General features: G+C 60.3%; 24 protein-coding genes, 1 tRNA gene and 3 pseudogenes. 9 read left to right on the top strand and 19 right to left on the bottom strand.

The window, feature by feature from the left end; genetic code table 11:
* The 14 genes from NT26_RS15180 to rplU form a co-directional block, all read right to left on the bottom strand.
* The gene (locus NT26_RS15180) at window positions 1-528 is read right to left on the bottom strand and encodes an RNA pyrophosphohydrolase (RefSeq protein ID WP_052639936.1); all 528 of its coding nucleotides are present in this window, start codon (window positions 526-528) and stop codon (window positions 1-3) included.
* On the bottom strand, window positions 525-1,730 hold the full coding sequence (locus NT26_RS15175) for a divergent polysaccharide deacetylase family protein (RefSeq protein ID WP_052639934.1): 1,206 nt from the start codon (window positions 1,728-1,730) through the stop codon (window positions 525-527). The genes NT26_RS15180 and NT26_RS15175 overlap by 4 nt, the downstream gene beginning before the upstream one ends.
* 66 nt (window positions 1,731-1,796) lie before the next feature.
* The gene (locus tag NT26_RS15170) at window positions 1,797-3,122 is read right to left on the bottom strand and encodes a S41 family peptidase (RefSeq protein WP_052639932.1); all 1,326 of its coding nucleotides are present in this window, start codon (window positions 3,120-3,122) and stop codon (window positions 1,797-1,799) included.
* Window positions 3,112-4,512: a murein hydrolase activator EnvC family protein gene (locus NT26_RS15165; protein WP_052639930.1), complete on the bottom strand. Its 1,401-nt coding sequence runs from the start codon at window positions 4,510-4,512 to the stop codon at window positions 3,112-3,114. Before NT26_RS15165 ends, NT26_RS15170 begins: the two co-directional genes overlap by 11 nt.
* 62 nt (window positions 4,513-4,574) lie before the next feature.
* A complete protein-coding gene (gene rlmH / locus NT26_RS15160) occupies window positions 4,575-5,057 on the bottom strand; it encodes a 23S rRNA (pseudouridine(1915)-N(3))-methyltransferase RlmH (protein WP_052639928.1) in 483 nt (160 codons plus the stop codon).
* Window positions 5,058-5,160: 103 nt separating this feature from the next.
* Window positions 5,161-5,547, bottom strand: a complete 387-nt coding sequence (rsfS, locus tag NT26_RS15155; protein WP_052639926.1) for a ribosome silencing factor — start codon at window positions 5,545-5,547, stop codon at window positions 5,161-5,163.
* Between the two features lie 165 nt (window positions 5,548-5,712).
* On the bottom strand, window positions 5,713-6,297 hold the full coding sequence (locus NT26_RS15150) for a nicotinate-nucleotide adenylyltransferase (protein WP_082077718.1): 585 nt from the start codon (window positions 6,295-6,297) through the stop codon (window positions 5,713-5,715).
* Between the two features lie 42 nt (window positions 6,298-6,339).
* The gene (locus NT26_RS15145) at window positions 6,340-7,626 is read right to left on the bottom strand and encodes a glutamate-5-semialdehyde dehydrogenase (RefSeq protein WP_052639922.1); all 1,287 of its coding nucleotides are present in this window, start codon (window positions 7,624-7,626) and stop codon (window positions 6,340-6,342) included.
* Window positions 7,619-8,794 carry a glutamate 5-kinase gene (gene proB, locus NT26_RS15140; RefSeq protein ID WP_052639920.1) on the bottom strand — a complete coding sequence of 392 codons (1,176 nt, stop codon included), beginning with the start codon at window positions 8,792-8,794 and terminating at the stop codon, window positions 7,619-7,621. The genes NT26_RS15145 and proB overlap by 8 nt, the downstream gene beginning before the upstream one ends.
* On the bottom strand, window positions 8,791-9,852 hold the full coding sequence (gene obgE / locus NT26_RS15135; protein WP_052639919.1) for a GTPase ObgE: 1,062 nt from the start codon (window positions 9,850-9,852) through the stop codon (window positions 8,791-8,793). The genes proB and obgE overlap by 4 nt, the downstream gene beginning before the upstream one ends.
* Before the next feature lie 221 nt (window positions 9,853-10,073).
* The gene (locus tag NT26_RS15130; protein WP_052639917.1) at window positions 10,074-10,652 is read right to left on the bottom strand and encodes a GNAT family N-acetyltransferase; all 579 of its coding nucleotides are present in this window, start codon (window positions 10,650-10,652) and stop codon (window positions 10,074-10,076) included.
* Window positions 10,649-11,281 carry a GNAT family N-acetyltransferase gene (locus NT26_RS15125; RefSeq protein ID WP_052639915.1) on the bottom strand — a complete coding sequence of 211 codons (633 nt, stop codon included), beginning with the start codon at window positions 11,279-11,281 and terminating at the stop codon, window positions 10,649-10,651. The genes NT26_RS15130 and NT26_RS15125 overlap by 4 nt, the downstream gene beginning before the upstream one ends.
* A 132-nt stretch (window positions 11,282-11,413) precedes the next feature.
* The gene (gene rpmA / locus NT26_RS15120) at window positions 11,414-11,683 is read right to left on the bottom strand and encodes a 50S ribosomal protein L27 (RefSeq protein WP_052639912.1); all 270 of its coding nucleotides are present in this window, start codon (window positions 11,681-11,683) and stop codon (window positions 11,414-11,416) included.
* 36 nt (window positions 11,684-11,719) lie between these two features.
* Window positions 11,720-12,031, bottom strand: a complete 312-nt coding sequence (gene rplU, locus NT26_RS15115; protein ID WP_052639910.1) for a 50S ribosomal protein L21 — start codon at window positions 12,029-12,031, stop codon at window positions 11,720-11,722.
* 292 nt (window positions 12,032-12,323) lie between these two features.
* On the opposite strand from rplU, the gene NT26_RS15110 reads away from it, so the two are divergent.
* A tRNA-Ser gene (locus NT26_RS15110) sits at window positions 12,324-12,413 on the top strand.
* A 44-nt stretch (window positions 12,414-12,457) separates the two neighbouring features.
* Here NT26_RS15110 and NT26_RS15105 read toward each other — a convergent pair.
* A complete protein-coding gene (locus NT26_RS15105; protein WP_052636742.1) occupies window positions 12,458-13,648 on the bottom strand; it encodes an IS481 family transposase in 1,191 nt (396 codons plus the stop codon).
* 272 nt (window positions 13,649-13,920) lie between these two features.
* Here NT26_RS15105 and NT26_RS15100 point away from each other — a divergent pair, with 272 nt between their 5' ends.
* The 5 genes and pseudogenes from NT26_RS15100 to NT26_RS15080 all read left to right on the top strand — a co-directional run bounded on the left by NT26_RS15100 (window position 13,921) and on the right by NT26_RS15080 (window position 18,802).
* Complete coding sequence (locus NT26_RS15100; protein WP_052639908.1) at window positions 13,921-14,754, top strand: hypothetical protein; 834 nt, start codon at window positions 13,921-13,923, stop codon at window positions 14,752-14,754.
* Window positions 14,755-14,799: 45 nt separating this feature from the next.
* A pseudogene (locus tag NT26_RS15095) lies at window positions 14,800-15,033 on the top strand (transposase); the annotation flags it as partial.
* A 250-nt stretch (window positions 15,034-15,283) separates the two neighbouring features.
* Window positions 15,284-16,623, top strand: a pseudogene (locus NT26_RS15090) (IS110 family RNA-guided transposase).
* A gap of 8 nt (window positions 16,624-16,631) precedes the next feature.
* Window positions 16,632-17,516: pseudogene (locus NT26_RS15085) on the top strand (IS3 family transposase); the annotation flags it as partial.
* Window positions 17,517-17,836: 320 nt separating this feature from the next.
* Window positions 17,837-18,802, top strand: coding sequence for an IS481 family transposase (locus NT26_RS15080; RefSeq protein WP_052639902.1), 966 nt, complete (start codon window positions 17,837-17,839; stop codon window positions 18,800-18,802).
* On the opposite strand, the gene NT26_RS22805 is transcribed toward NT26_RS15080, so the two are convergent.
* From NT26_RS22805 to NT26_RS15060, 4 genes are all read right to left on the bottom strand, one after another.
* Window positions 18,799-19,677 (bottom strand): hypothetical protein, encoded by an 879-nt coding sequence (locus NT26_RS22805; protein WP_152338630.1) that lies wholly within the window; start codon window positions 19,675-19,677, stop codon window positions 18,799-18,801. The two genes, NT26_RS15080 and NT26_RS22805, sit on opposite strands and share 4 nt — an antisense overlap.
* A gap of 577 nt (window positions 19,678-20,254) precedes the next feature.
* On the bottom strand, window positions 20,255-21,103 hold the full coding sequence (locus NT26_RS15070) for a GumC domain-containing protein (protein ID WP_152338629.1): 849 nt from the start codon (window positions 21,101-21,103) through the stop codon (window positions 20,255-20,257).
* A 15-nt stretch (window positions 21,104-21,118) separates the two neighbouring features.
* Window positions 21,119-22,345 carry a polysaccharide biosynthesis protein gene (locus tag NT26_RS15065; protein ID WP_052639896.1) on the bottom strand — a complete coding sequence of 409 codons (1,227 nt, stop codon included), beginning with the start codon at window positions 22,343-22,345 and terminating at the stop codon, window positions 21,119-21,121.
* A complete protein-coding gene (locus NT26_RS15060; protein WP_052639894.1) occupies window positions 22,342-23,079 on the bottom strand; it encodes an acylneuraminate cytidylyltransferase family protein in 738 nt (245 codons plus the stop codon). Before NT26_RS15060 ends, NT26_RS15065 begins: the two co-directional genes overlap by 4 nt.
* Window positions 23,080-23,211: 132 nt before the next feature.
* Here NT26_RS15060 and NT26_RS15055 point away from each other — a divergent pair, with 132 nt between their 5' ends.
* The 3 genes from NT26_RS15055 to wecB are packed head-to-tail and all read left to right on the top strand — an operon-like array spanning window position 23,212 to window position 26,493.
* Entirely contained in the window at window positions 23,212-24,246 is a 1,035-nt protein-coding gene (locus NT26_RS15055) for an SDR family NAD(P)-dependent oxidoreductase (RefSeq protein ID WP_052639892.1), read from the top strand.
* A 4-nt stretch (window positions 24,247-24,250) separates the two neighbouring features.
* Window positions 24,251-25,363 (top strand): UDP-2-acetamido-2,6-beta-L-arabino-hexul-4-ose reductase, encoded by a 1,113-nt coding sequence (gene wbjC / locus NT26_RS15050; RefSeq protein WP_052642238.1) that lies wholly within the window; start codon window positions 24,251-24,253, stop codon window positions 25,361-25,363.
* Window positions 25,360-26,493 (top strand): non-hydrolyzing UDP-N-acetylglucosamine 2-epimerase, encoded by a 1,134-nt coding sequence (gene wecB / locus NT26_RS15045; protein WP_052639890.1) that lies wholly within the window; start codon window positions 25,360-25,362, stop codon window positions 26,491-26,493. The genes wbjC and wecB overlap by 4 nt, the downstream gene beginning before the upstream one ends.
* The last annotated feature ends 5 nt before the right edge of the window (window positions 26,494-26,498 follow it).

Genomic DNA, 26,498 nt, shown 5'->3' with positions numbered 1-26,498 from the left:
TCAGGCTGCCGTCTTGCCGAGGTGAGCGAACTCAGAGACGACGCGCTCATAAACCGTGCGCTTGAACGGGATGATCAGGCCAGGAAGCTCGTCCATGGGCTTCCATTCCCAAGCATCGAATTCGGGGGCGTGGTCGCCCGGCGGCGGGTTGATCCGAATTTCGCGTTCGTCGCCTTCAAAGCGGAAGGCGAACCAGCGCTGTGTCTGGCCGCGGTACTTCCCTTTAAGTCCGATGCCGATCAGGTGGGGCGGGAGGTCGTAGTTGATCCAGTTGCGGCTCTGCCCGAGCAGAGAGACAGTCTCGATGCCGGTCTCCTCGTAGAGTTCCCGGTAGGCAGCCTCCAGCGGATCCTCATCCTTGTCGATGCCGCCCTGAGGCATCTGCCAGAGCTGCGGCGAGCCGTCATACTCGGAATTGCCCTCGGGAATGCGACGCCCGGCCCAGACCAGTCCTTCGTGATTGAGGACCATCACGCCGACGCAGCGTCGGTAGGGGAGGTCTTCGGCGGCTTTAGGGAGTTGGTTCATTGGTTCACCTCTGCGCGATAGCCGGTCGGGTCGTCGGCCAAAGCCGAGACCCCCACGATCTCAATCCCGCGGCGGCTCGCCTCCTGAACCCATTGGCGAATTGCCTGCACGGACTCGTCGAAGGCCGAAGCGACACCGATAGCACTTCCCTTTCGCAGCGCAAGACGCTCCAGGTCGTCAAGCTTGCGCAGGATCGCCGCGGTTTCCACCTGACCGTCCAGCGTCATGTCGGCAAAGGCATGGGGCAAGTCCATTGTCTTAGCGAGTGTGCCGCTTGTGGATCGTGCGGATGAGCCATCGTCAAGGAACAGCAGGCCGCGGGCGCTCACATCGCGCAGAAGGGGTTCCAGCGCATCGACGTTGGAGAGCAACCGTCCACCGAGATGGTTCATGATGCCTGTATAGCCCGTAATGCGTGCCATCGCTTCATGCAGCCGCTCCAGGTTCTTCGCCTGCGGCGCGTCGACGAGCAAGGTGTTGGGATCGCCTTCCGTATCCGAGGAGCCGAAAGGCTCCATGGGGACCTGAAGCAGAATCTCGTGGCCCTGGCGGCGAGATGCCTGCATCCACCGCTGGAGGCTGTTTCCGCTTGCGGCGAAGGCGAGGGTGATCTCCGACGGCAGTTCTTCGATTGCGCGCTGCGTCCCCGTCTGGCTCAAGCCGAGTCCGCCGACGATGATGGCAATCCGAGTCCCCCGAGCACCCGACCACGGGCGGGCATAGTGATCCATGGGCCGCAGTCCATCGGTGCCGACCACGGGCAAGGGACCGTAGGGAGAATCCTCCAGGAGCTCCTCGTTGGGCGTACCGGCCAGCCTTGGGTCCTGTCCGACACGTGGCGCCTGGAGGATGAGCGGCTCGCTACCGCTGCGTAAGCCCGGCGAATACTTGGTCACCACCGCCCCGTCGTCGGTCGTCAGGCGTTCGACGTTTGCCCCTGTACCGGATCCGCTTCGAAGGGCGTCATCGCTTAGGGATGTGGCAGATTGCACGACCTCGGATCGGAGGGTCTGTTGCTGTTCCGACGGGGCGCCGGACGAGGAAGCGCGAATGCGGCTTTCCTCCGACATGGTGTAGAAGGAGAGGGCCAGAACCGCCGTCGTAACGGCTGCGCCCCCGGCAAGCGAGGGTGTGACGCGAATCCATCGTCTTCTTCCGGCCGGTCTCTTCTGTCCGAGCGGGGCGTGCAGGTCAGGGTCCAAGGGAAGGTCCGGGGATGGATATGCCGAAGGTGAAGAAGCCGGAGGTTTGCTCCGGCTTCCAAGATCTTACTGCTTTACCGCTGCCGCCTTGTCCGGGCTCGGCGGGAAGCTCGGGTCGGTCTTGTTGCCGCGCAACAGATCGAGGGCGTAGTTCAACTGCACGTCGTCCTTTGCCTCCGGCGGGACGTAGGCGACCGAGCCGGAGCCTTCATCCGTCTCGTTCTGACCGGGGATATGGCCGCGCAGGCTCGATTCGCCTTCGGCACGCACCTTGCCCTGAAGCTCTTCGGGCAGCGGCTGATCGACCTTGATGTCCGGGTTGATACCAGTGCCCTGGATCGAGGTGCCGGAAGGCGTGTAGTAAAGTGCTGTCGTCAGCCGGAGCGCGCCGCTTTCGCCAAGGGGAATGATCGTCTGGACGGAACCCTTGCCGAAGGAACGGGTGCCGAGCACCGTTGCCCGCTTCAGGTCCTGCAGGGCGCCGGCGACGATTTCCGATGCCGAGGCAGAGCCACCGTTGATCAGCACCACGACCGGCTTGCCATCCGTGAGGTCGCCGGGCCCGGCATTGAACCGGCGGGTCTCGTCGGCATTGCGGCCGCGCGTGGAGACCACCTCGCCGCGCTCAAGGAAGGCGTCGGAGACGTTGATTGCCTGATCCAGAAGGCCGCCCGGGTTAAGGCGCAGGTCGAGGACGTAGCCCTTCAGCTTGTCGGCCGGGACTTCCGTCTTGATCTTCTCGATCGCCTTCTCGAGGTCGTCATAGGTCTTCTCGGTGAATGAGATCACCCGGAGGTAGCCTACGTCTCCCTCGACGCGCGACTTGACGGCGCGAACCGCGATGATCTCGCGCGTGATGGTGATATCGAGAGGCTTGTCGGCGCCCTCGCGAAGAATGGTCAGCTTGATCGGCGTGTTGACCGCACCGCGCATCTTCTCGACCGCTTCCTCGAGCTTCAGGCCGCGCACGGCCTCACCGTCGATTTCCGCTATCAGGTCGCCGGCGAGGATACCGGCACGGGATGCCGGCGTATCATCGATGGGCGCGATCACCTTCACTAGTTCGTTTTCCATGGTGACTTCGATGCCGAGACCGCCGAACTCGCCGCGAGTCTGGGTCCGCATGTCCGCGGCGTCCTTCGCATTCAGGAAGCTCGAATGCGGGTCGAGGGAGGTAAGCATGCCGTTGATGGCGTTCTCGACGAGTTTGCTCTCGTCGGGTGGCGTCACGTACTGTGCCCGCACCCGCTCGAAGACGTCACCGAAAATGGACAGTTCCTTATAGGTCGAAGGACCGGCAGCCTGCGCCGGCACTCCCGCCGAGTAGATGACGCTCATGGCCGTGGCACCCATCAGAGCGCCGACGATCACCAGAGAAGCCTTACGAATCATTTCGTGCCCTTCCGAGTTCCTTGGCGGTCCACCATGGCCTAGAATCGACCGGAGACCCATCCTTCCTGAATTCAATGTAAAGTGTCGGGCGATCCGTTTCCAGCGTCAATGCCGTAGCGCTCGCCACTCTTTTGTTACCCATCACGGCGATCGGTTCGCCGGCAACAACGAACCTGCCCTGCCGCGTACGAACCTCATCCATTCCCGCCAGAACAAGATGATAGCCGTCGCCCGCATTCAGGATGACCATCTGACCGTAGCTTCGAAAAGCGCCGGCAAACACCACCCATCCATCAGACGGAGCTGTCACGACTGCACCAGGGTTTGAAGCAACGGTCATGCCCACCGCAGAATGTCCCGTCCCGTCTGGTTCACCAAAGCTCCGCAAAATCTCACCCGTTACCGGAAGATCGAGCTTCTGCCTCAGGCTGGAAAAGGCATATGCGGGCGTAATGCGGTTTTTGTCAGGCAGAATGCTCTCGGCCCGTTGCTTCGCCCGCTCCCGTTCTTCCTCCGAAAGGCGACGCTGGCGCTCCTCTTCGAGTCGTGCCTGCTCCATCGCCTCGCGTACGGAGGATATCTCCCCTTCGAGGGATTGGATCAGGCCTTCCAGTGAGGTAGCCCGTCCCGCCAGTTCCTCCGACCGGCGGTGCTCGGCTGCCAGTTCCTCGGCATTCTGCCGGCTGAGCTTTTCCTTCTCCGCCAGCAGCATGTCCATGCGCTTTTCCTCCTCGAGTCCTTCAGCCATGGTCTGGGACGCCGAGGCCTTCTCAGCCGTCGCTTCTGTCTGCAGCTTTGCAAGGGCCTCCAGGTCCGCCACCAGGCGATCCGCCTCGGCCCGCATGCCCGGCACGACGGCTCCAAGCAGGATGGCGCTCCGCACCGAGGCGAGCGCGTCCTCGGGGCTAACGAGGAGGGCGGGTGGTGGATTGCGGCCCATGCGCTGCAAGGCCGCCAAGACTTCCGCCAGAAGAGCGCGCCTTGCCACAAGCGAATGTCGGATTTCTTCTTCCCGCAGCCGAAGCCGCGCCAGTCTTTCCTCGCTATCCTGGATCTTCTGCTCCAGCTCCTTGCGGCGGCTCGCCGAGTCGACGAGCGCCTGGCGCAGGTTGGCTGTCGTTTTCTCCAATTCGGCTATTGTCTGCTCGATCGCGTCCGTCTTCTCGACCGAGAGGCTGATCGTGTTGCCGAGGACGTTCAACTCCTGGCGCGCCTCGTCCCGCTTACGCTGGAGTTCCAGCGTCGGATCCTGAGGCGTCATCGGTTGCTCGAGAACCTGGGCACGTGGCGCAGATAAATGAAGCGTCGGCACCGTGAGAAGCGCCGTTGCTATCCCGGTTATTAGGACACGGCCCCCGCGCCGAATTGTCTTTCGTGACGTGAAGTTCATCTCTCTACCGTTCGCCGCGCCGTCAAGGTAAGCTGATTTGCGCGACATGACCACATGGCGGCCTAGGCCCTGTGATACGGGTGGCCGGCGATAATCGTGACCGCCCGATAGAGTTGCTCGGCGATCAGGATGCGGACGAGCTGGTGCGGCCAGGTCATGATCCCGAGATTTACCACGGCGTCGGCCCTGGAATGGAGATCCGGATCCAGTCCGTCCGCGCCACCGATCGCGATCAACATGTCCCGTTTGCCGCTGTCGTTGAAGCGGCCGATCATCTGGGCGAAACTCTCGCTGTCCAATGATTTCCCGCGCTCGTCGAGCAGAACGAGGACGCCTCCTTCCGGCAAGGAGTTCCGGAGGTTGGCGGCTTCTTCTTTCTTGCGGGTGTCGGCATTTGATGCGCGGCTTTCCGGCACCTCGATTAATCGCGAAAATTCAAGGCCAACCGCAGGGCCGGCCTTGGAGAAGCGATCGAGGTACCGAGACGCAAGGTCTTTCTCGGGGCCGGATTTCAGCCGTCCCACGGCAAAGAGGCTGATGCGCATGTCCTGTCCTGCAAGAAGGCCGACCAAGTACTGGCGGCTCGCGGGTGAGCGCAGCCGCGCACTACGATCGGCTTTACCGGGTCAGGGCAGCCCTAACAACCGGTCAGTGAAGTGTTTCTTCCTCGAGGTCGGGAGCGGCCCACATCTTTTCGATGTTGTAGAACTCCCGGACTTCCGGTCGGAACACATGGATGATGACGTCGCCCGTATCGAGCAGAACCCAGTCGCCGCTCTCCAGACCCTCGACCCGAGGGGCGCCGAGGCCTTCCGCCTTCAAATCGCGGATAAGGTGATCGGAGATGGCGCTGACGTGCCGGTTCGACCGCCCGGTGACTACGACCATGTAGTCTCCCAGTGCTGATTTTCCGGCGATGTCGATGGTGACGATGTCTTCGGCTTTGGAGTCCTCAAGGCTTGCGAGGACCAGTTCGAGAGCGCGGGCCGCGGCATCGGCGCCACGTTCCGGTCTCTGCGGGAGGATGCCAGGCATCTTTCCCTTGGTGTGCACTGTTGTCAGGGTTCTTCCTTTCTTCCAAATAACAGCTACAGCACTGTCAGCGAATCCGGACTCTCCGGCCGCTACCTAAAGGTGGCATCGAAGGGGCCATCTTTCAAGCAAGACGTGAGAAACGTGATGAAGGGCTGGTGCGGGAGACTAAGTGCCCGCCAACCTCAAGCTCGTCGAACTGAGGCCGGAGCGGGGGCCATGGATGAAAGTCCATGCAGGAGCGGTTTTCCGCCACAGAATGCCAGCATCGTCCTCGTCAACACGCGCGTAGTCGAAGGTCCGCGTCATTCGTGACGAGAGGAAGGAAAGGGTGGAGCCGGGACGATCGATGACGGCGATCGGAAAGGTTTGGACGATAGAGCGCCACTTCTGCCACCGGTGGAACGTCCGGAGGCTGTCTGCGCCCATGATCCAGATGAAATGGATGCCGGGCCTGTGCCTCCTGACATGGGCGAGCGTGTGGGCAGTATAAGGGCTCCCGAGGGCCTGCTCGAAGGCAGTAATCTTGATCCGCGGATCCTGCGCCAGCTTTTCGGAAAGGGTGATACGATCGGCAAGCGGCGCCAGTTCGGTTCGGCTTTTCAGCGGGTTCCCCGGCGTCACCATCCACCAGAGCTGGTCAAGGCCGAGGCGGCGAAGTGCAATCTCCGCCACCAGCAGATGGCCCTCGTGGGGAGGGTTGAAGGAGCCGCCGAAGAGGCCGACGGCCATGCCGCGCTCCACATGCGGCATTGACAGATAGCGAGGGGCGACGGAGGCGCTCTCCACAGGCGGCTAGGGCCGGATTTGGCCGGTGCCGTGCACCAGGTATTTGAACGAGGTCAATTGTTCGACGCCAACCGGTCCGCGCGCGTGCATCTTTCCGGTCGCGATCCCGATCTCGCCGCCCATTCCGAACTCGCCGCCATCAGCAAACTGGGTCGAGGCATTGTGCAGCAGGATCGCCGAGTCGATCTCGTTGAAGAACCGCTCTACGACCCTCGGATCCTCGGCAATCACTGCTTCGGTATGGTTGGAGGAATAGGTGTTGATATGCGCAATGGCGCCCGAAATGCCGTCGACAATGGCGACGGAGATGACTGCGTCAAGATATTCCGTCCGCCAGTCGTCCTCTGTTGCCGGCTTCAATCCGGGAAATACCTTCAGGACCGCAGCCGAAGCGCGGATCTCACAACCGGCCGCAGTCAGCGCCTCCAACAGAGGCATAAGATGGGTGCCGATTGCGGCACTATCGATCAGCAGTGTTTCGGCGGCCCCGCAGATGCCCGTCCGACGCATCTTCGCATTGACCACGATGCGCTTCGCCATCTCGAGGTCGGCTGAGGCGTCGACATAGACGTGGCAGAGGCCTTCGAGATGTGCGAACACTGGCACCCTGGCCTCGTTCTGCACGCGTGCCACAAGGCTCTTGCCGCCGCGCGGCACGATGACGTCGATTGAACCGTTGAGACCGGTCAGCATGGCGCCGACTGCAGCGCGGTCACCCGTCGGTACGATCTGGATTGCATGCTCTGGCAGCCCGGCTAAACGCAGGCCCTCAACGAGGCAGCGGTGAATGGCGCGCGAGGAGTTGAGGGAATCCGAGCCGCCGCGAAGGATGACTGCGTTGCCGGCCTTCAGGCACAACGCGCCGGCATCCGCCGTCACGTTCGGGCGGCTCTCATAGATCACACCAATCACGCCAAGCGGCGTCCGTACCCTTTCGATCCGGAGACCGTTCGGGCGCTCCCAGGCGGCGATCGTCTCCCCGACGGGATCACGCAGCTCTGCGATCTCCCGCAATCCCTGCGCCATGGCGGCAATGGATTTCTCGGAAAGCGTCAGGCGATCGACGAAGGATGCCTGGAGACCCTTGCCTTCGACTGCGCGCAAGTCCTCTGCATTGGCGGCCAGAATTGCATTCTTCGAAGCGAGCAGCGCATCCGCCATCGCATTCAGCGCCCGGTTCTTGGTCTCGCTGGATGCCAGCGCAAGCTGCCTGGCAGCCGCCTTTGCATGGCGGCCGATTTCATCCATGAGGGCTGTCACGTCGTCGGTCTTCGTGGTGACGAGGTCAAGCATGGGCAGGGTCCTTAACATCACTTTGGTGCTCCCCCAGGCTGCCGCACAGGGTCACCACGAGATCATCGCGGTGAACCATGGCAGCGCGTCCCGGATAACCGAGGATGGCTTCGATCTCGCCAGACTTGCGACCGGCAATCTGTCGGGCTTCGTCGGCATCGTAGCTGGCGAGCCCGCGGGCGACCTCGCGTCCATCGGTTCCTATCACCGCCACCGTGTCTCCGCGGTGAAAATTCCCCGCGACCGAGACCACACCGGCAGGAAGCAGGCTCTTTCCGCCACCAAGAGCGGCCTGCGCACCGGCGTCGACCACGAGTTTTCCCGCCGGCTGCAACTGGCCGGCGATCCACGTTTTGCGTGCGGCCACGGGGCTGCCCGAGGGCGCAAACCAGGAGGAGCGAGCGCCCTTGTCGATAGCGCCGAGGGGATGCTTGTCCTTTCCGGACGCAATGATCATTGCGCAACCGGCGCTCGTGGCGATCTTGCCGGCATCGATCTTGGTGCGCATGCCGCCCCGGGACAGTTCCGAAGCCGCGCCCCCCGCCATTGCCTCTATCTCCGGCGTGATTGCGAGGATTGAATCCAGGAAGCGCGCTTCGGGATCGAGATGTGGCGGTGCTGTGTACAAGCCGTCTATATCCGAAAGAAGCACAAGCAGATCGGCGCTGGTCATGGTCGCGACGCGGGCGGCGAGACGGTCGTTGTCGCCGTAGCGGATTTCGGACGTCGCGACAGTGTCGTTCTCGTTGATGATCGGAACGGCGCCGATCTTGAGCAACTGGTTGATTGTTGCGCGGGCGTTTAGGTAGCGGCGCCGCTCTTCCGTGTCGCCCAGGGTCAGGAGGATCTGCCCGGCTATCAGGTCATCGCGGGAAAGGCTTTCGGACCAGGCCCGTGCGAGCGCGATCTGCCCGACGGCCGCCGCTGCCTGGCTTTCCTCCAGCTTGAGAGCCCCGCCCGGCAGGCCAAGCACTGTGCGTCCGAGGGCAATTGCGCCTGAGGAGACCACGAGGATATCAATGCCCCGGGTCTTGAGCGCAGCGATATCCTTGCAGATGGAATCCAGCCATTCCGATTTCAGCCCGGTGTTCCTGTCGACGAGGAGCGCCGAGCCGATCTTGACGACAATGCGCCGGTGGCTCGTCAGTGGCTTACGAGAGGTGCTCATCGCGTTTCCCCGTCCGCGTCGCCAGGCGCCCAACGAGAACTCCGGTCGGGTAGTGCCGTGTTCTCGCCTGCCTCTTCGACAATGACATCGCGAAGCGCTCGAAGGACCTCGGTCATACCCTTGCCCGCTACAGCAGAGATCAGGAAGGGCTGCGAGCCGGATGCCTTCGCCAGTTCCTTGGCCTTCTTCTTCAGTTCCTTGTCGTCCAGGACGTCGATTTGTGACAGCGCCACGATTTCTGGCTTGTCTTCAAGCCCACCATCATAGGCTTCCAGTTCATGCTTGACCGTCCTGTAGGCCTTGCCAACGTCTTCTTCCTGAGCCGAGATGAGGTGGAGCAGAACGCGCGTACGCTCGACATGGCCGAGGAAGCGATCGCCTATGCCGACGCCCTCGTGTGCACCTTCGATCAGGCCGGGGATGTCTGCCAACACGAACTCGCGACCGTCGATCGTGGCGACGCCAAGGTTAGGGTGGAGCGTCGTGAAGGGATAATTTGCGATCTTGGGGCGGGCGCGGGTCACAGTGGCCAGGAAGGTCGACTTGCCCGCATTCGGCAGGCCGACAAGACCGGCGTCAGCAATCAGCTTCAACCGCAGCCAGATCGTCTTTTCTTCGCCCTCAAGACCGGGATTGGCCCAATTGGGTGCCTGGTTGGTGGATGATTTGAAATGAGTGTTCCCGAAGCCGCCATTGCCGCCCTTGGCGAGCCTGAAACGCTGCCCCTCCTGGGTCAGATCGACGATCAGCGTCTCGCCGTCCTCTTCCAGAACCTGGGTCCCCACGGGGACCTTGAGCGTCACGTCATCGCCGTTGGCACCGGTTCGGTTCCGACCCATGCCGTGCATGCCGACCTTCGCCTTGAAGTGCTGCTGGTAGCGGAAGTCGATCAGCGTGTTCAGACCGTTGACGGCTTCCACCCAGACATCTCCGCCGCGACCGCCGTCGCCTCCGTCCGGACCTCCGAATTCAATGAATTTTTCCCGCCGGAACGATACTGCTCCCGCCCCGCCGTCACCGGAGCGTATATACACCTTCGTCTCGTCGAGAAATTTCATCGTGCTGCCATTCGTCTCGTGTTGGCGACGGTTCCACCGGGTGTGGAACATCGTGGGTTCGATATAGGCCGTTCAGGCGGAGGTCAAAACATATCACGAAGCCCGTCAATAACACACCGTCCGGAATGGGCTGAACCGGTGGCGGGACAAGTACCTTCCGCTGCAAGGCGTAGCTGTTGCCGTGGCAGCCGACCAGACTGGCCAGCCGCCAGGGCTGGAATTCATGGCCGGCGGAGATCTTCAGGTTCGAGAAGCGTATCTATGTGTGCGACCATGGCGTTCCGTGAAAGGCTGTACATCTCGCTGCAACCGGTAATACGGAAGCCGAGCTTCTGCTGAATCTTGAGGGAAGCGGCGTTGTCGGCGAAGGCGCCGGATTCGATCGCAACGTCCTGCATGCGCCGGAGGAAGCGATCCAGAACGGCGCCGGTCGCCTCGGTCATGATCCCGCGTCCCCAGTAGTAGCGGTTAAGCCAGTAACCGAGGCGCCAGGCACCAGCCCGTGGCTCGAGTGAAACGGTACCGATATGGACATCGTCCCCCATCGTGATCGCAGCTGACCAGCCGATACCGGAGGCTGAGACCTGAATCTGCAACCAGTCGAGCGCATCCTGCCGATCGTAAGGTTGCGGCACCCGTGCCAACATTCGGGCCACCGAAAAATCGCCAAGCGATTCCGTGATGCTGCCGGCATCCGAAAGCCGGTGCGGGCGCAGGACGAGACGCGACGTGGCGACGACGGGGCAGGGCCCCGGCGTCCTTGCTTCCACGCGGTGGCGCTCGAGAAGGGCAGAGCTCATCGGAGTTCTCCCCAGCTTCTGAGCGACATCCAGGTCTTCCGGTCAAGCCGGAACCACTCGACCGGAACCATGCCGCCTAGCGCCAGCGATCCGATCATGCCGGAGCTCTGGAACTGGAAGCCGCACTTCTGGATCACCCTTCGTGACGCGACATTGGTCACCCGGCAGCGCGCGTCGATATGGTCGATGTCGCGGGTACGGAAGGCCATGTCGATCAGGACATGGGCGGCCTCAGTCGCATAACCCTTGTTCCAGTGCGGCTCGCCGAGCCAGTAGCCGATCTCGACTGTCCTCTCGTCTTCCTGCGGCTCCAGGCCGCAACAACCGAGGAACGCGCCATTGTCGCTGCGCGTAATGGCATAGACGCACTTGCCGATCTCGCCGCTGTTCGTGCGTCGCACGAAGTCGGCCGCGTCTCTTGCCGTGTAGGGATGCGGCATGCGGGACACCATGGTGGCGATGTTCGCATTGTTGGCGAGATGGGCAAGGGCGTCGATGTCTTCCTCGTGAGGAGCGCGCAGAACCAGTCTCTGCGACAGTAAGACAGGGCAATCGCTCCTTGACCGCTCGGGTCTCAGCCGTTCCTCGGGCGGCCGTGATTGGCTCACCCTTATCAATTCGCCTTGCATGGTTCAGTCCTCCTTGTGGATCAAAAGAAAAAGGGAAGATGGGTGGCGCCCCATCTTCCCTTTCTTCTGGACTGAAACCTGGTGGTGCCAGCCGGGTCGATGAGACGCCGGCTGTTTTAGAGCGCTACCGGCTTATTCCGCTGCTTCCGCTTTCGGCATTACGGACACGTACACGCGGCCATTGGCCTTCGTACGGTAGTTCACATTGCCGGCGGTCAGCGCAAAAATGGTATGGTCCTTGCCGAGGCCGACATTGGCGCCCGGATGCCACTGCGTACCGCGCTGGCGCACGATGATGTTGCCCGCGATGACGGCTTCGCCGCCGAACTTCTTCACGCCAAGGCGCTTGGACTGGGAGTCGCGACCGTTACGCGACGAGCCGCCAGCTTTCTTGTGTGCCATTGGTGTTCTCCTTAAACCTTAGAAACCCTGATCGACTTAAGCCAAGATGTCCGTGATGCGGACAACCGTGTGGTGCTGGCGATGGCCGCGAATCCGCTTGGAATTCTGGCGGCGACGCTTCTTGAAGGACAGGACCTTCTTGCCGCGGTTGTGCTCGACCACTTCGGCCTTGACCGTCGCACCCTTCACGAAGGGAGCGCCGAACTTGGCATCGGCGCCTTCGCCGACCACCAGGACTTCGTTGAATTCGATCGTCGAACCGGTTTCGGCGTCGAGCTTCTCGATGGTGACCACATCGTTTGCCGCGACGCGGTACTGCTTACCGCCGGTCTTGATGACTGCGAACATTTTTTATCCTTTCATGTTCGTTCCGGCTCTGCCCGAAGGCGGCCGTCTTTTTGTCAGTCGTTGAGCGGTCGGTCCTTACCTTCCGCCGGTGGAAGTCGGGCGCTTGCACATCGGCTTGCGCACAAAAGAAAGCGGCATGGAATCCATTCCACGCCTGATCGCTAGCGGGCATAGGCGAGGGTGGCGAAACTGTCAAGGAAAAAGCATGGCTGGACGCGGATTTGCTGCTTGCCAGCCTCGGCTTTCATCGCTAAGAGACAGCCCGCGCTTCAAGAGCGCCGACCAGCGAAGCGGAGAGGTGGCTGAGTGGTCGAAAGCACCGCACTCGAAATGCGGCATACGGGCAACCGTATCGTGGGTTCGAATCCCACCCTCTCCGCCATGGGTTGGTCTGTCCGACCCGGAGACATAGGTAACGGTTTGTCCCTAAGACATGGGTGACAACCTCGTGCCGAACGGGTTGTCGATGGTTTGCAATGTTCTCTGCTCCAGGTCGATATATCCGAGATCATAGTGCATGAAGCTGACGAGCCAAATGCCGTCGTCGACTTCCTTGAGCCCGAGCCTCTGTCCGGCCAGCACCGTCGAGATATTGATCTTCTTGCGATGGATGCAAAGCCGCCCGCAGTTGGTGACGATGGCGTCGCGATCGTGGAAGGGATAGTCGATGTCCGGCAGGCCCTGATAGAGTCTGGGCGATGTGGTGTAGAGCTCTGCCGGTACCTTCATAGACAGCGCCTCATGCGGCCGTTCTTCATTGAATTCGCTGACGAAACCGTCGAAACGCATCTGCTGCTGCAGGATATTGCGGCCCGGCGGCCTCGTCGCTTCCTTCTTGAGCGTCAGGTGCATGCGCTCGTGGCGGCCGTTCTCCTGCGGGTGGCCGGGACGGATGCGCTCGAGGGCGATGCCGAGCCTGAGCCACCAGACCGAGAGCTTTGACAGATTGTAGAGCCCGTTGGGACTGGCGAAGGGCAGGCCGTTGTCGGAGCGGATCGCGGCCGGTAGGCCCCGCTCGGCAAAAACCCGCCGAAAGGCCTCGAAGACACCCTGTTCGCGCGTCGATTCGAAGGCCTCGCAACACAGAAGATAGCGCGAGAGCTGGTCGGTGATCGTCAAGGGGTAACAGTATTGGCCGTTGCCCAGCTTGAACTCGCCCTTGAAGTCGGCGCACCAGAGATCGTTGGGACCAGGTGCTGCCGATAGCTGCGTGCCGACGGCCTTGTTCGCCCGGTTCCTCTTGCGGGCCTGGCTCACAAGGCCATGACGATCGAGTACGGCGTGTACGGTGCTCTTTGCCGGAATGCGCACATCGCCGGCCAGCCGTTTGACGAGCAGTTCCCTGATCTTCCTGGCACCCCAGTAAGGCTTCTCCTTCTTGAGGCGAACAATCATCGCCTCAACCGTATCCGGCAACTGGTTGGCATAGCGCACCGGCCGTCGGGATCGATCGGTCAGCGCTTCTAGGCCATCATCCTTGTAGCGGTTGAAGATCTTGTAGCCGGTCTTGCGCGAGATGCCGAACGCTCGGCACACCTCGCTCATGCCTTCGCCCTCAAGCAGCCGGGCGACAAATCGTAGACGTTCCTCCATGACCGAAGTCTCTCTCCACGGCATCGACACCTCCCGACAAAGTCGAAAAGTGTTACCCATGTCTCCGGTACGAAATGTCACCTATCTCCCAGGTCGGACAGTCACTCTCCTCCAGTTATCGCTAAGCTCCTGTACTTCCTGGCTTAATTCCGGCCCAAGGCCCGAACATCAGGAGTCTCGCGATGAATGTAACAAGCTATGTCCACCCTCATGTAACAGGTCGTGAGTGCGAATCAAAGCCGCCGCGCCGACTTGGCAAGCGGGGGTTGGGCTCTTATCTCGCTCGGCAGGGGACCGTGTATATCTTCCAGATACGCCTGCCCAAGAAACTCGGTGGAACGGCCGACATGCCGCCGGTCCGGTTGAGCCTTGGGGCATGTGCCTATCAGCAGGCGCGCTATCTGGCGGATATCCTGGCTGCGGAAGCTCGGTTGTTTTGCGAGGGGTTAACGGCATTGGACACGTCAGACGACACGCATTTTCCAATCCAGCCGCAGGAGCTGCTGACAGAGGAGACGCCCGAGCACAATCTCGTTGCGCTGAAGACCCTACTGAAGATCAAGCATCATGAGATGCGGTCAAGTTTCGATCCCCGGTCGCCGTCGCAGAAGGCGGCCATGGACGCCATGAAGGGGATCGTCCGGGTTCGGAGCGAAGCACGTAAAAGGGAAGCAGGAGAGCCGTTCGACGAGGTCATCGTAGACAATGCCGATCTCCTCATCGACACCTATTCCAAGAAGCTGACGGCTTCGGTATCACCCGAATCCGTTGCTTCAGCGACGTCGGACCAGACGGTATCGGTTGCGCCTCTGCAGCCTCCACTCATTCTACCGTCTCCACCCGCCGTTGCCACGCCTTCTCCGCCAGTTCCTCCAATGCCAGCGGCTCCGGTAAACGTCCCGTTCGCCGTGTGGGTCAAGCAAGAGGAGCTGACAAAACTTGGAAAGCGGGTGCCTGACGTCCTGCTTGATCGCCGTTATGTTCCCCGTCCTCCTTCGACTGCGCCTTTGTTCAGTGAGGTTGCAGACGAGTATCTCTCTGCCAGGGCAGGCGCGAATGAAGGCGACAACAAGGACATCGGGACCGCCAGAAAACGCCTCAAGCTGTTTATTGACGTGAATAGCCCCTAGATTTGTAGACGCCTTCTTCCCTAAGACTGAGGCAAGGAGGCGTTCATGGGCAAAGGCAATTTCACGGAAGAGTTCAAGCGTGATGCGGTGCGTCAGATCACCGAGCGCGGCTACCCCGTAGCGGAGGTTTCGCAGCGGCTCGGGGTCAGCCAGCATTCGCTCTATGAGTGGAAGAAGAAGTTCGGCGCATCGAACGGGAAGGCCGGCGACGAAGCCGACGAGATTAGGCGACTGAAGAAGGAGTTGGTTCGTGTCACCGAGGAGCGCGACATCCTAAAAAACGATCACGGGCTTCGGTTCGCCTGTGCGCGGTAGAAACAGGCTGTGCTACGCTGCCCGCCGGAGGGGAGTTGCCGACTGCTTATTGGAGGCGATCGACCCCGTTAAAAAACGTGGCACATGGGTTGTTGCGGACTTGAGAGTGGTGACGCCGCCTCGGCGGTGATCCCGGTTAGGAAAATGTCGAACTTGCGCAGCCCAGCCCCTCCCGATCCACAGGAGGAGAAGCCATGCCAAGCCAAGTTCATCTATGCCGCAAAACCTCACCCGCATGAACCCTGGAGCAGCGGCTATCGACATTGGGTCCACGATGCATATGGCTGCGGTCAATCCGGATAGTGCCGATATGCCGATCCGCGCATTCGGCACCTTCACCCACGACTTGCATGATCTGGCTGCCTGGTTCAGATCCTGCGGTGTCACGAGCGTGGCGATGGAGTCGACCGGCGTTTACTGGATACCGGCTTTCGAGATCCTCGAGCAGCACGGCTTCGAGGTGATCTTGGTCAACGCCCGCTATGCAAAGAACGTCCCGGGTCGGAAGACCGACGTCAGCGATGCGGCGTGGCTTCGCCAGTTGCATTCCTATGGCCTGCTGCGCGGCAGCTTTCGGCCGAACGCGCAGGTCGCAACTCTGCGTGCTTACCTGCGTCAGCGAGAACGGCTGGTCGAGTATGCGGCAGCTCATATCCAGCATATGCAGAAGGCCTTGATGGAGATGAACCTACAGCTCCACCATGTTGTCTCCGACATCACCGGCGCGACGGGCATGAAGATCATCCGTGCGATCGTCTCCGGCGAGCGCGATCCCGACGTTCTGGCATCGTTGCGTGATGTTCGCTGCCACTCGTCTGTCGAAACAATCAGAGCATCCCTGATCGGCAATGATCGTGATGAGCACGTGTTTGGCCTTTCCCAGTCACTGGAGCTTTACGACTTCTACCAGGCGAAGATGCTCGAATGTGACCGCAAGCTTGAAGCGTCGATTGCTTCCATGACCGTGGACCCTGAAGCTCCGCTCCCGCCGCTACCAAAGGTCCGGACGAAGACCAAACAGACAAATGCACCGTCCTTCGATGTACGAGCTGCACTCTACGGTCTCACCCGGACAGATTTGACCCAGATTCACGGCCTCGGCCCCTCGCTCGCGCTAAAGCTCATCGGCGAATGCGGAACGGATTTGAGGACATGGCCCTCTGCCAAGCACTTCACATCGTGGCTCTGCCTCGCACCCGGCAACAAGATCTCCGGAGGCAAAGTGCTGTCATCACGAACTCGTCGCTCGTCCAGTCGAGCGGCAGCATTGTTGCGGTTGGCTGCGACCACGATCGGGCGAAGTGACACTGCCCTCGGTGCGTTCTACCGACGGTTGGCAGGGCGCATCGGTAAGCAGAAGGCAGTGACAGCGACGGCGCGGAAGATTGCAGTCCTGTTCTACAATGCGTTGCGATTGGAATGGTCTATCGGGACCCAGGAGCTGCGGCCTACGATGAACGGCATCGCGGTCGCGTCATTGCGAACCTCCAGCGTCGCGCCCGGTCCATGGGCTATGAGCTGGCACCCATGACGGCTGGAGACTATGTTTCTTAGGAAGCGGCCGCGTACTTCGCCAGGGATGCAAAGTGAAGTATGCGTTCATTGCCCTGCATCGCCTGAGCTTCTCGGTACGGACGATGTGTCGGCTTCTCCATGTACACCCGAGCGGCTTCTACGCCTGGCTGAAGAACCCGTTGAGCAAACGGGCCAGCGAAGACAAACGACAGACCGATCTCCTGCTTCAGGCTTGGGAGGAGAGCGGCAAGGTTTACGGCTATCGCAAGCTGCACGATGATCTGCTCGACCAGGGCGAAGCGTGCTGCCCGAACCGCGTCGCGCGTCTGACAAGGCTTGCCGGGATCAAGGCGCAGATTGGCTACAAGCGTCGTCCCGGCATCTATGGCGGCAGGCCTTCCGTCGTTGTCGACAACACGCTTGACCGGCAGTTTGACGTAACGGCTCCTGACAAGGCCTGGGTGACGGATATCACCTACATCAGGACCTGCGAGGGCTTCGCCTATCTCGCCGTCGTCATCGATCTTTATTCGCGCCGGGTGATCGGCTGGTCAATGCAGAGCCGTAAAACCACCGACGTCGTGCTGCAGGCTTTGCTCATGGCGGTTTGGCGACGCAAGCCCAAGGATCAGGTTCTGGTCCATTCGGATCAGGGCTCGCAGTTCACCAGCATGGACTGGGCCTCGTTCCTCAAACACTACAATCTGGTTCACTCGATGAGCCGCCGCGGCAATTGCCATGACAACGCAGTGGCTGAGAGCTTCTTCAATCTTCTGAAGCGGGAGCGGATACGTCGCAGGGTCTACCGTTCACGCGACGAAGCTCGTCAGGACGTGTTCGACTACATCGAAATGTTCTACAACCCGAAATGCAAGCACGTCAGAAACGGGATGCTGTCGCCCGTTGAGTTCGAGCGCGTGCAGAAAACATAGACCCGACGGTTGTCTACGAAACTCGGGGCTATTCACCACGAGGATAGACTCTTCAGTGATCGTGTACTTGTCAGGCGGCTGCTTCGGCTGACTATGTGAAGCGAATGATGTACGCCCCCATTTGGCTGGAAGGCTGAGACATGCTCGTGTAGTCGGTCGCGATGGATCTTGATCTCTTGTGATGGCATGAGTGCTCCCTGCGTCGGAGAGGCCTCCAGACGCGGCAAATGAAACGAAGACGGAAGGTGGAAGGCTCGGACTAGATGTTTGATCCCAGACTTTGATGGTGCACTCTTTTCGCATGAATGGAGGGATGCACTATGGGTCAAGTTCTTCACGGCAGCGCCACGACGACAGAGGCGGTCCGTCGAGCGATACAACATAGTCAAGAGAGCCTGAGGGCTCTGGCCAAGCGCTACGGGATCAACCAGAAGACCGTGGCGAAGTGGAAGAAGCGGTCGTCGGTCGCCGATGTGCCGACCGGGCCCAAGGAGGCCCATTCCACGGTGCTGTCGCTGGAAGACGAGGCGGTTGTCGTCGCCTTCCGCAAGCATACGCTGCTGCCGCTCGACGACTGTCTCTACGCGCTCCAGCCGACCATCCCGCACCTGACGCGCTCATCGCTGCACCGCTGTTTGCAGCGTCACGGCATCTCGAGACTGCCAGACGTCGAGGGCGACAAGCCGGCGAAGAAGAAGTTCAAGAGCTACCCGATCGGCTATTTCCATATCGATATTGCCGAGCTGCAGACCGCCGAAGGCAAGCTCTACCTCTTCGTCGCAATCGACCGGACCTCCAAGTTCGCTTTCGTTCAGCTGGTCGAGAAGGCAACCCGCGTCACCGCGTCAGCCTTCCTCGTCGCTCTGATCGAGGCGGTGCCTTACAAGATCCACACCGTGCTCACCGACAACGGCATCCAGTTCCGCTTTCCGCCGCGCCACGCCAACGGGCCGACAGCGCGATACATGACCCACATGTTCGACATGCGATCCCACGAGAACGGCATCGAGCACAGGTTCACCAAGATCAACCATCCGTGGACGAACGGACAAGTGGAGCGCATGAACCGCACCATCAAGGATGCCACCGTCAAGCGCTTCCACTACGACAGCCACGATCAGCTGCGCCGGCATCTCCAGGACTTCATCGACGCTTACAATTTCGGTCGCCGTCTGAAGACACTCAAGGGCCTCACGCCATACGAGTTTATCTGCAAACGGTGGACTTCAGAGCCGGATCAATTCATCATCAATCCGATCCATCAAATGCCGGGACTGAACACCTAGTGTGCCAACTTCGCGTTGGGCCTGAAGATGCCTACGGTTACCGGCCGCACAGGCCTTCGTTCAGACGCACTGCCGCAAGCACATCGCACTGGATCATCTTCCAGAGATTTCTGGACCGGATCCCCAGTATCCTGCTTCCTGTTCTCAGATGCGACAGCAGATCTCCATCGCGTCTTTATACACTGGCGGAAGGCATCGATAGTTGCGAGGGCAGCCGCACCGGCACCTTCCACACTCAGCAACTCATCTATCTGCGACAGGCCCCAGATGCCCTCGTCAATCTCGTCGCAGGTCCTCGACGCGTCGATGATAGCGATCCCTACCGTTTCCACGACCGTTCGCTGATGATCCCGCCATAGCAGTTCAGGGAGCACGCAGGCGGCCGCCTCCATTCGCTGCCTGAGCTTCAGCAGGCTGCCGCTTCCGTTGTAGCCGCCGAGCGACCGTTTGACATCAAGAACGATCGCGCTTCGCCGTGACCTGTCAACGAGGACGAGGTCAGGATGGTAGGAGGTGCGGGTATTACTATCTGGATCAACCGATAAGCGGCTGTACTCTGCGAGCCTGTTGCGCCGGACGAGCTCTGCCGCGACTGGCAAAACGGGCAGCTTCATGCCAACAAGTACAGCATGGTTGACGCTTTGTCGGGCAAGCGTAGTGACAATTGCTTCGATCAAACGGCCTTCTGCGACGGCGAGGCTACGGCCGGTGGCTTCGAGCGCCGTCAATTGGCCAGATGCGGCAAGTCTCATACTGCTAGGATCACAGGACTGTTCCAGAGCATGTGTTATGAGTGGTTGGAGAAGGTGTGAAAACGCAGTTGAAGGCAGTGGTGATGGATTGGCCAGTAGGCCATTAGAATTCGGATTGATCATGTGGATCCCGTTCTGGTTTTGCGTGCACGCGCAGATCACGAGATGCGGCCCTGGGGCAACATCGGCGGACTCGGGCGCAGAAACGCTAGAAGTGGTGAGTGAAGAGCTGCAAGCGCCTAGATAGGCAGCAGCGCATTCGCACCGCGAACGGAATGGAAATATGCGGGCACTTTGCCCGAGGGTCGAATCTCGATATGAATCTTCATAGCCCAATGCCTTTCGGAAGAAGGTTGAGGGTCAGGTTCTCGTCGGTGTTACCAGCACCGGCGGGGACCGCTTGGAGTGCACACGCTTGTGCACTCCACCAACATAAGGTGGTACCAATCGATTATTCAAGCACAATGACGAGTTTCAGAAAACGTGGTTAATTTAGTGAGAACCAAAGCTGTCTGAAGCGCCTTCCGGATTAGCTGACGGAACGTTTTTCTTGCCAAGCGGGAGCATCCACATACGCCCTGGGGTTGTCAGACGCAGTTCATTGACGCTGGGGGCCAAGCCGATGCGTCGTATACTGCACCGCAGCTTTGCCTGGTGCCATGTTGCCGACGGGCTCCAGACGGACCATTGCGGCTATCTGTCACGGTCGCCGGGAGAAGGGGAGAGCAGCCTTGATTCGCTTAAGATCGTGTAAAGCCAAGAGATCCTCAGGCGCACGTCGAACCGTCTCGCGTACAAGTACGATAAACGTTATGAGGAGACCAGCCGCTATTGCTGCCAAAGCCGAGAAGGTGAACCGATTCTTGACCTCTGCTTCAGCCAAGGTGGGTTCCTGCAGGATATCGTCTTTGGGAAGTCCCTCAAGCGTACGTTGAAGTTCAGTTATGTCGTCCTGCTTCTCCAAAATCTCACGAACAAGCTCCACGTAGCCCAGGGCCGCATCCCCAGAACCGCCTGTGACAACTTCGGAGGACCGCCTCTCACTTTGAAGTACTTGGGCATATTCCCACAGTTGCTCCAAGGCCGCGCTACGTGCGGCAATCTTTCCTTCAATCTGTTCCCGCTCCTGCCCACGGGGGGCGATCTGACGAGCATAATTCCTGATGACCGTCGTCAATAATAACTGCGTGCGCTCGGCATCTCGATCCATGATCGATACCTGGATAATATCCGGTGCAACTTCTTTGATCGAGAGTCGTCGGGAAAGCACCTCAATGGCATCGTTCATGCTCGATCCCAGCTCATCGCGCATGTTAAGCTCTTCGATGGTCGGCCCCAAGACGAGAGGTGAGTTCAAAAGAGCGGCGGCTTCATCGCTTTTCAAGATAGCTGTCGATTGGTGGTCTACCCCTAGCTGTAGAAGGATTAGATACACGGAGAGGGCCGCTGCGAGCGGTATCGTTACGAACCACTTCCAAGCTTCAACAACCGCCGCGATCAGCGCCAGCAGCGTCACTTCTCCCGGTCTGCTTTCTATATCCCTAGTCACTCCTACCTCCATCTTCTAAAGCCTCTGATCCAAATTGGCGATGGCATCCTTGTGTGTAGCTAGAAAACCGGGTTCAACCATAGCAAGCACATCCTTCAGCTTCTTCTTACTCAAGGAGCCAGCGAAAGCGCCGCTCATTAAGCCTTCCGTCGCTCGTAGCATAGCGTCAATGGCCGCGCGGTCAGCGGCGAGGTATTCGACTGCGAGTAGGTTGGGTAGCCCGATTTCGCACGTTCGTTCGCGCGGTGTTGTGAATTCTTCGTAGGGCTTTTCCCCTGAGGTATCGAGAGCCGTTAATAGCAGCGGCCAGCGACCTTTCTCCGCTTCGTGCTTCACGGCTGCGCAAGCTTCGAGTTCGTCGAAATAATGTACCGGCTCATAGCCGTGATAGCGGAGGAAACTTTCTGCTATCGTCTGTAGCGGCACGAGGTGTCTTTCTGGGTCGAGACGAGGGATGACGATAGTGCGGTCCGGCGCCAGCGCTGCGGCAAGCACACACAGTTCGCCGGATTCACGTAACGATACGAAGTAGCGCCGGGTATCACGCGGCGCTGCCAGCGGTTCAATACGAGCGAGACGGTTCTCGAAACCCTGGAGCAGCGACCCATTGGAGAAGGCAACATTTGCAAAACGCGCGGAAGTTTTGGTGCCGGATAGTGTGGCCGCCGCGGCAGAGTTGAACAGAACATGCTCCATTGCACGTTTGGATGCTCCCATCATCGAGGATGGGTTCGCTGCCTTGTCCGTGGAGACAGTGAAGAAACGACCCGCAAAGCCCGTTCCAGCAAGCCAGTGCATCAATCGCTCTTGCTTCAGGAGGTTGGTCTCAAACATTTGTAGGGTTGAAAACGGGTCCTTCTCAGATCGCACGTGCTTCAATGCGGCGAAATTTAGCACCAGGTCGTAAGGGGGCTGCGATGCCAATAGGTGCCTCATGGCGGCAGAACCATAGTCGAGTGGAAGCGTTTGGAAGTCGCGGGCCGACCAGAGGTCAGGCTGCGAGCGCAATTGCCGGACGAGTTCGGCGAGGCCGTTCTCGTTCTGGTCGATGACATGGAGAACTTCGGGATCACGCATTGCAATTTGGAGGACGGTAGAGGAACCGATGGAGCCGGCCCCTCCGATCGCAAGTACCCGTTTGCCCGTGATGGCTGCCCGTAGCGGTGCTTCGGACTGTGTGATGTCCGCTTCAAAAAGCGAATCAGCGCGGCCAGTTGCAAGTTCGTGCAGGGGGTGCTTCATGTTGTGGATCCATTGTCGGAGAGGCTGGCGATCCGCTTGGATTGAAATCGCAGCATTAACGCTTCGGCGCAGACAAAATCTGCCTCGTTGTCGATGTCTATACTCCGCTCCGGTGGCATCACGTAACCCAGAGCACCGGACGACACGACCGTCTGGCGCTGTCGAAAGCTGTGGGGGCGTATAGCGTACACCGCGCCATTGACGTGGAAAAGTGGCTCCATGTCCTGGGAGCGACGATAGCCTGTAGCGGGCGGCAGGAAATTGGACGCTTTTCCGTTATCGGCAAGGCGGTAAATCAGTTCCGGATGTGTCGCGACGGGTGATACGGAAAACGCGCTGTCTGCGTCTGATTCTGCAGCCAAAGTGACCGTTTTGTCGATGTCCTCGCCTGTCCGCAGGGGGGAGGTCGGCTGGAGAAGGCATAGAAAGTCTGGCAGTGACCCTTCATCCGTCTCAATCCAGTCAAGCGCATGTGCGATGACTTGGTAGTGCGACGAGTTGTCTCCCGCTAACTCGGCAGGTCGTATGAAAGGTACTTCTGCTCCTGACGCGCGGGCCGCGTCAGCAATGTCAGTACTGTCGGTGGAGACGATTGTTCGACGGACGACTGCAGCGGCGTTGGCAGCCTCGCAGGTCCACTGGATGAGCGGTCGGCCGGCGAACCGCATTATGTTTTTTCCCGGTAGTCGCTTGGAGCCACCGCGTGCTGTGATCAGCGCTATGCAGTTCAACATAATGCCCTTCCTTTTGTCCCTACTAGGATTTCTGTGCCTAACAAGGAAGGCATTTTTGCCGCAAGGCCAAGCTGCAACTTGATTCTGCCAAGGTGCCCGCGGTACTAGCCGAGTGAGAAGAAAGGTGGCTTCATGTTCTCAGATAAAGTTCTGCTGATTACCGGAGGAACAGGTTCATTTGGTCGGGCAACCGTTCGGCGGTTTCTGGACACGAATATCCGTGAGATTCGAGTATTCAGCCGCGACGAGAAAAAGCAGGACGACATGCGCAAGCATTTCGATAACGGGAAACTCAAATTCTATCTGGGCGATGTGCGCGACCGCCACAGCGTCGAGCGTGCGATGCGCGGGGTAGACTACTGCTTCCACGCCGCCGCGCTTAAGCAGGTGCCGTCCTGCGAGTTCCACCCGATGGAAGCCGTGCGCACCAACGTGCTGGGCACGGAGAACGTGCTCGAAGCCGCGATCTCGGCGCGCCTGAAGCGGGTCGTCTGCCTGTCGACAGACAAGGCGGTATACCCGATCAACGCCATGGGCATCTCCAAGGCCATGATGGAAAAGGTGATGGTGGCTGCATCGCGCAACCTCGACGCCACCCGTACGATCATCTGCGGTACACGATATGGCAATGTAATGGCCTCCCGCGGCTCCGTAATCCCTCTCTTCGTTGAGCAGATCAGGGCTGGGCTGCCGATCACGCTGACTGACCCGACCATGACGCGTTTCATGATGACGCTTGAGGATGCCGTGGAGCTCGTGCTCTACGCTTTCGAAAACGGAAACAATGGTGACATCTTCGTGCAGAAAGCGCCGGCAGCGACCGTCGAGGTGCTCGCGCACGCCGTCAAGCAGGTGCTTGGCAAACACGAGCATCCGGTGATCGAGATCGGCACGCGCCATGGTGAGAAGCTGTTTGAGGCGCTGCTGAGCCGCGAGGAACTGGCGACTGCGATCGACGAGGGCGGCTATTTCCGCATACCAGCGGACGGACGCGACCTGAACTATTCGAAGTTCGTGGAGCAGGGTGAGAAGCGCCTCAACCGCACTGAGGATTACAACTCGCACAACACCGAGCGGCTCGACGTGGAGGGCATGAAGGCGCTCCTACTGAAGGTCGAGTATGTCCGACGCGCCGCAAGCGGCGACACCGCCGGTCCGGAGAACTGAGGCCGTGCGGATTGCGATCACCGGCGCTGAAGGCTTCATCGGGCGCAACCTGGATGTTCGACTGGGAGAGACCGGCCAGACCGACATCGTTAGGATCGTGCGGAGCACGCCGCGGGACGAACTTTCACGCCGTCTCGCGGGTGTGGACCTCGTCTTCCACTTGGCGGGTGTGAACCGGCCGACCAATCCGGCGGAGTTTGCGACCGGAAACGCCGACTTCACCGCGGAGTTGTGCGATGTGCTGGCAGGCTTGGCGAAACCGCCCCGGATTGTGGTCTCGTCCTCGACACAGGCAGCGCTTGACAATCCCTACGGGCAGAGCAAGCGCCGCGCCGAGGAGATCGTCAAAGCCTACGGCGCCAGGACAGGCGCGGGCGTCAACATCTTCCGACTAACCAACGTCTTTGGCAAGTGGTCGCGCCCGAACTACAACTCGGCGGTCGCGACCTTCTGCCACAACATCGCGCACGGCCTGTCGATCACCATCAACGACCCGGGGGCGCCGCTTCGCCTAGTCTACGTCGACGACGTCGTTGAGGCATTCCTTTCGCTCGCGCGTGACGAGGCTGCGCCCGGCGGGTTCCTCGAAGCTGCGCCCGTCTACGAGACGACGGTCGGCGCGGTCGCCGATATGATTCGCTCGTTCGCGGCAAGCCGCGACGACCTGACGACGCCACCCGTTGGCACCGGCCTCGCTCGCGCGCTGCACGCGACCTATCTGAGCTTCCTTGCACCTGCCGCCTTCACCTATACCGTACCGGTTCATACCGACCCGCGTGGCAGCTTCGTGGAGATGCTAAAGACGCGCGACAGCGGGCAGTTCTCCTATTTCACCGCCCATCCTGGCATCACCCGCGGCGAGCACTATCACCACTCGAAGACGGAAAAATTCCTTGTCATCAAGGGGACGGCGAGCTTCGGTTTCCGCCAGATCGTTACCGGCGAGACCTTCGAACTAGTGATCCATGGTGGCGAAGCGACGATCGTGGAGACGATCCCCGGCTGGGCACACAACGTGACCAACATCGGTGACGACGAGTTGATCGTCATGCTGTGGGCGAATGAGATCTTCGACCGCACCCGTCCCGACACCATTGCAGCGAAGGTGAAGCCGTGAAGAAGCTCAAGGTTATGACCGTAGTTGGAACGCGGCCGGAGCTCATCCGGCTGTCGCGCGTGATGGCAGCGCTCGACCACCACTGTGACCACGTGCTGGTGCATACCGGCCAGAACTATGACTACGAGCTCAACCAAGTGTTCTTCGACGACCTCGGCGTCAAGAAACCGGACCACTTTCTCAACGCGGCCGGCGCTGGCCCGTCCGAGACGATCGGCAACATCATAGGGGCGGTCGACAACGTACTGGTCGAGGAGATGCCGGACGCGATGCTGGTGCTGGGCGACACCAACTCCTGTCTGTCGGTCATCCCCGCCAAGCGCCGCAAGGTGCCGGTCTTCCACATGGAAGCGGGCAACCGCTGCTTCGACCAACGCGTGCCGGAGGAGATCAACCGGCGGATCGTCGACCACACGGCGGACGTTAACCTGACCTACAGCTCGATTGCTCGCGAATACCTTCTGCGCGAGGGCCTGCCGCCGGACCTGGTAATCAAGACCGGCAGCCCGATGTTCGAGGTATTACATCACTACCTGGACTGCATCGACGCCTCCGACGCGCTTGCCCGGCTCGGCCTTGAAGAAGGCCGCTACTTCGTGGTCAGCGCGCACCGCGAGGAGAACATCGACACCGACCGCAATTTCGGTCGACTGGTGGGCATCCTTAACGGTGTCGCCGAGGATTATGGGCTACCCGTGGTGGTCTCGACCCATCCGCGCACTATGAAGCGCGTCGAGGCAACGGGGTCTAAGTTCCACGAGTTGGTGCGCCTGATGAAGCCGCTTGGCTTCCACGACTATGTGCGGCTGCAGAAGTCAGCTCGCGCGGTGCTGTCGGACAGCGGCACGATTAGCGAGGAGGCCTCGATCCTCAACTTCCCGGCGCTGAACCTGCGCGAGGCGCATGAACGGCCGGAGGGTATGGAGGAGGCCGCCGTGATGATGGTCGGGCTGTCGCCCGACCGCGTGCGCCAAGCCCTTGCCATTCTCGACACACAGCCGCGTGGCGCCGAACGCGGCCTGCGCCTCGTCGCCGACTACTCGATGCCGAACGTCTCGGATAAAGTCGTGCGCATCATCCACAGCTACACCGACTACGTGAACCGCGTCGTCTGGCGCCGCTACGACTGAGGCCG

It is taken from the genome of Pseudorhizobium banfieldiae, assembly GCF_000967425.1.
Classification (GTDB): Bacteria; Pseudomonadota; Alphaproteobacteria; order Rhizobiales; family Rhizobiaceae; genus Neorhizobium; species Neorhizobium banfieldiae.
Note: the sequence above shows the minus strand (reverse complement) of the source record. Positions and strands in the feature narration are given on the sequence as shown.

Excerpts from the sequence above, each read along its gene's own strand:
- NT26_RS15180 (WP_052639936.1), bottom strand. The coding sequence starts at position 528 with ATGAACCAACTCCCTAAAGCCGCCGAAGACCTCCCCTACCGACGCTGC.
- NT26_RS15170 (WP_052639932.1), bottom strand. The coding sequence starts at position 3,122 with ATGATTCGTAAGGCTTCTCTGGTGATCGTCGGCGCTCTGATGGGTGCC.
- NT26_RS15165 (WP_052639930.1), bottom strand. The coding sequence starts at position 4,512 with ATGAACTTCACGTCACGAAAGACAATTCGGCGCGGGGGCCGTGTCCTA.
- rlmH (WP_052639928.1), bottom strand. The coding sequence starts at position 5,057 with ATGCGCATCAGCCTCTTTGCCGTGGGACGGCTGAAATCCGGCCCCGAG.
- rsfS (WP_052639926.1), bottom strand. The coding sequence starts at position 5,547 with ATGCCTGGCATCCTCCCGCAGAGACCGGAACGTGGCGCCGATGCCGCG.
- NT26_RS15150 (WP_082077718.1), bottom strand. The coding sequence starts at position 6,297 with ATGCCGCATGTGGAGCGCGGCATGGCCGTCGGCCTCTTCGGCGGCTCC.
- NT26_RS15145 (WP_052639922.1), bottom strand. The coding sequence starts at position 7,626 with ATGCTTGACCTCGTCACCACGAAGACCGACGACGTGACAGCCCTCATG.
- proB (WP_052639920.1), bottom strand. The coding sequence starts at position 8,794 with ATGAGCACCTCTCGTAAGCCACTGACGAGCCACCGGCGCATTGTCGTC.
- obgE (WP_052639919.1), bottom strand. The coding sequence starts at position 9,852 with ATGAAATTTCTCGACGAGACGAAGGTGTATATACGCTCCGGTGACGGC.
- NT26_RS15130 (WP_052639917.1), bottom strand. The coding sequence starts at position 10,652 with ATGAGCTCTGCCCTTCTCGAGCGCCACCGCGTGGAAGCAAGGACGCCG.
- NT26_RS15125 (WP_052639915.1), bottom strand. The coding sequence starts at position 11,281 with ATGCAAGGCGAATTGATAAGGGTGAGCCAATCACGGCCGCCCGAGGAA.
- rpmA (WP_052639912.1), bottom strand. The coding sequence starts at position 11,683 with ATGGCACACAAGAAAGCTGGCGGCTCGTCGCGTAACGGTCGCGACTCC.
- rplU (WP_052639910.1), bottom strand. The coding sequence starts at position 12,031 with ATGTTCGCAGTCATCAAGACCGGCGGTAAGCAGTACCGCGTCGCGGCA.
- NT26_RS15105 (WP_052636742.1), bottom strand. The coding sequence starts at position 13,648 with ATGCCGTGGAGAGAGACTTCGGTCATGGAGGAACGTCTACGATTTGTC.
- NT26_RS15080 (WP_052639902.1), top strand. The coding sequence starts at position 17,837 with ATGGGTCAAGTTCTTCACGGCAGCGCCACGACGACAGAGGCGGTCCGT.
- NT26_RS22805 (WP_152338630.1), bottom strand. The coding sequence starts at position 19,677 with ATGATCAATCCGAATTCTAATGGCCTACTGGCCAATCCATCACCACTG.
- NT26_RS15065 (WP_052639896.1), bottom strand. The coding sequence starts at position 22,345 with ATGAAGCACCCCCTGCACGAACTTGCAACTGGCCGCGCTGATTCGCTT.
- NT26_RS15060 (WP_052639894.1), bottom strand. The coding sequence starts at position 23,079 with ATGTTGAACTGCATAGCGCTGATCACAGCACGCGGTGGCTCCAAGCGA.
- NT26_RS15055 (WP_052639892.1), top strand. The coding sequence starts at position 23,212 with ATGTTCTCAGATAAAGTTCTGCTGATTACCGGAGGAACAGGTTCATTT.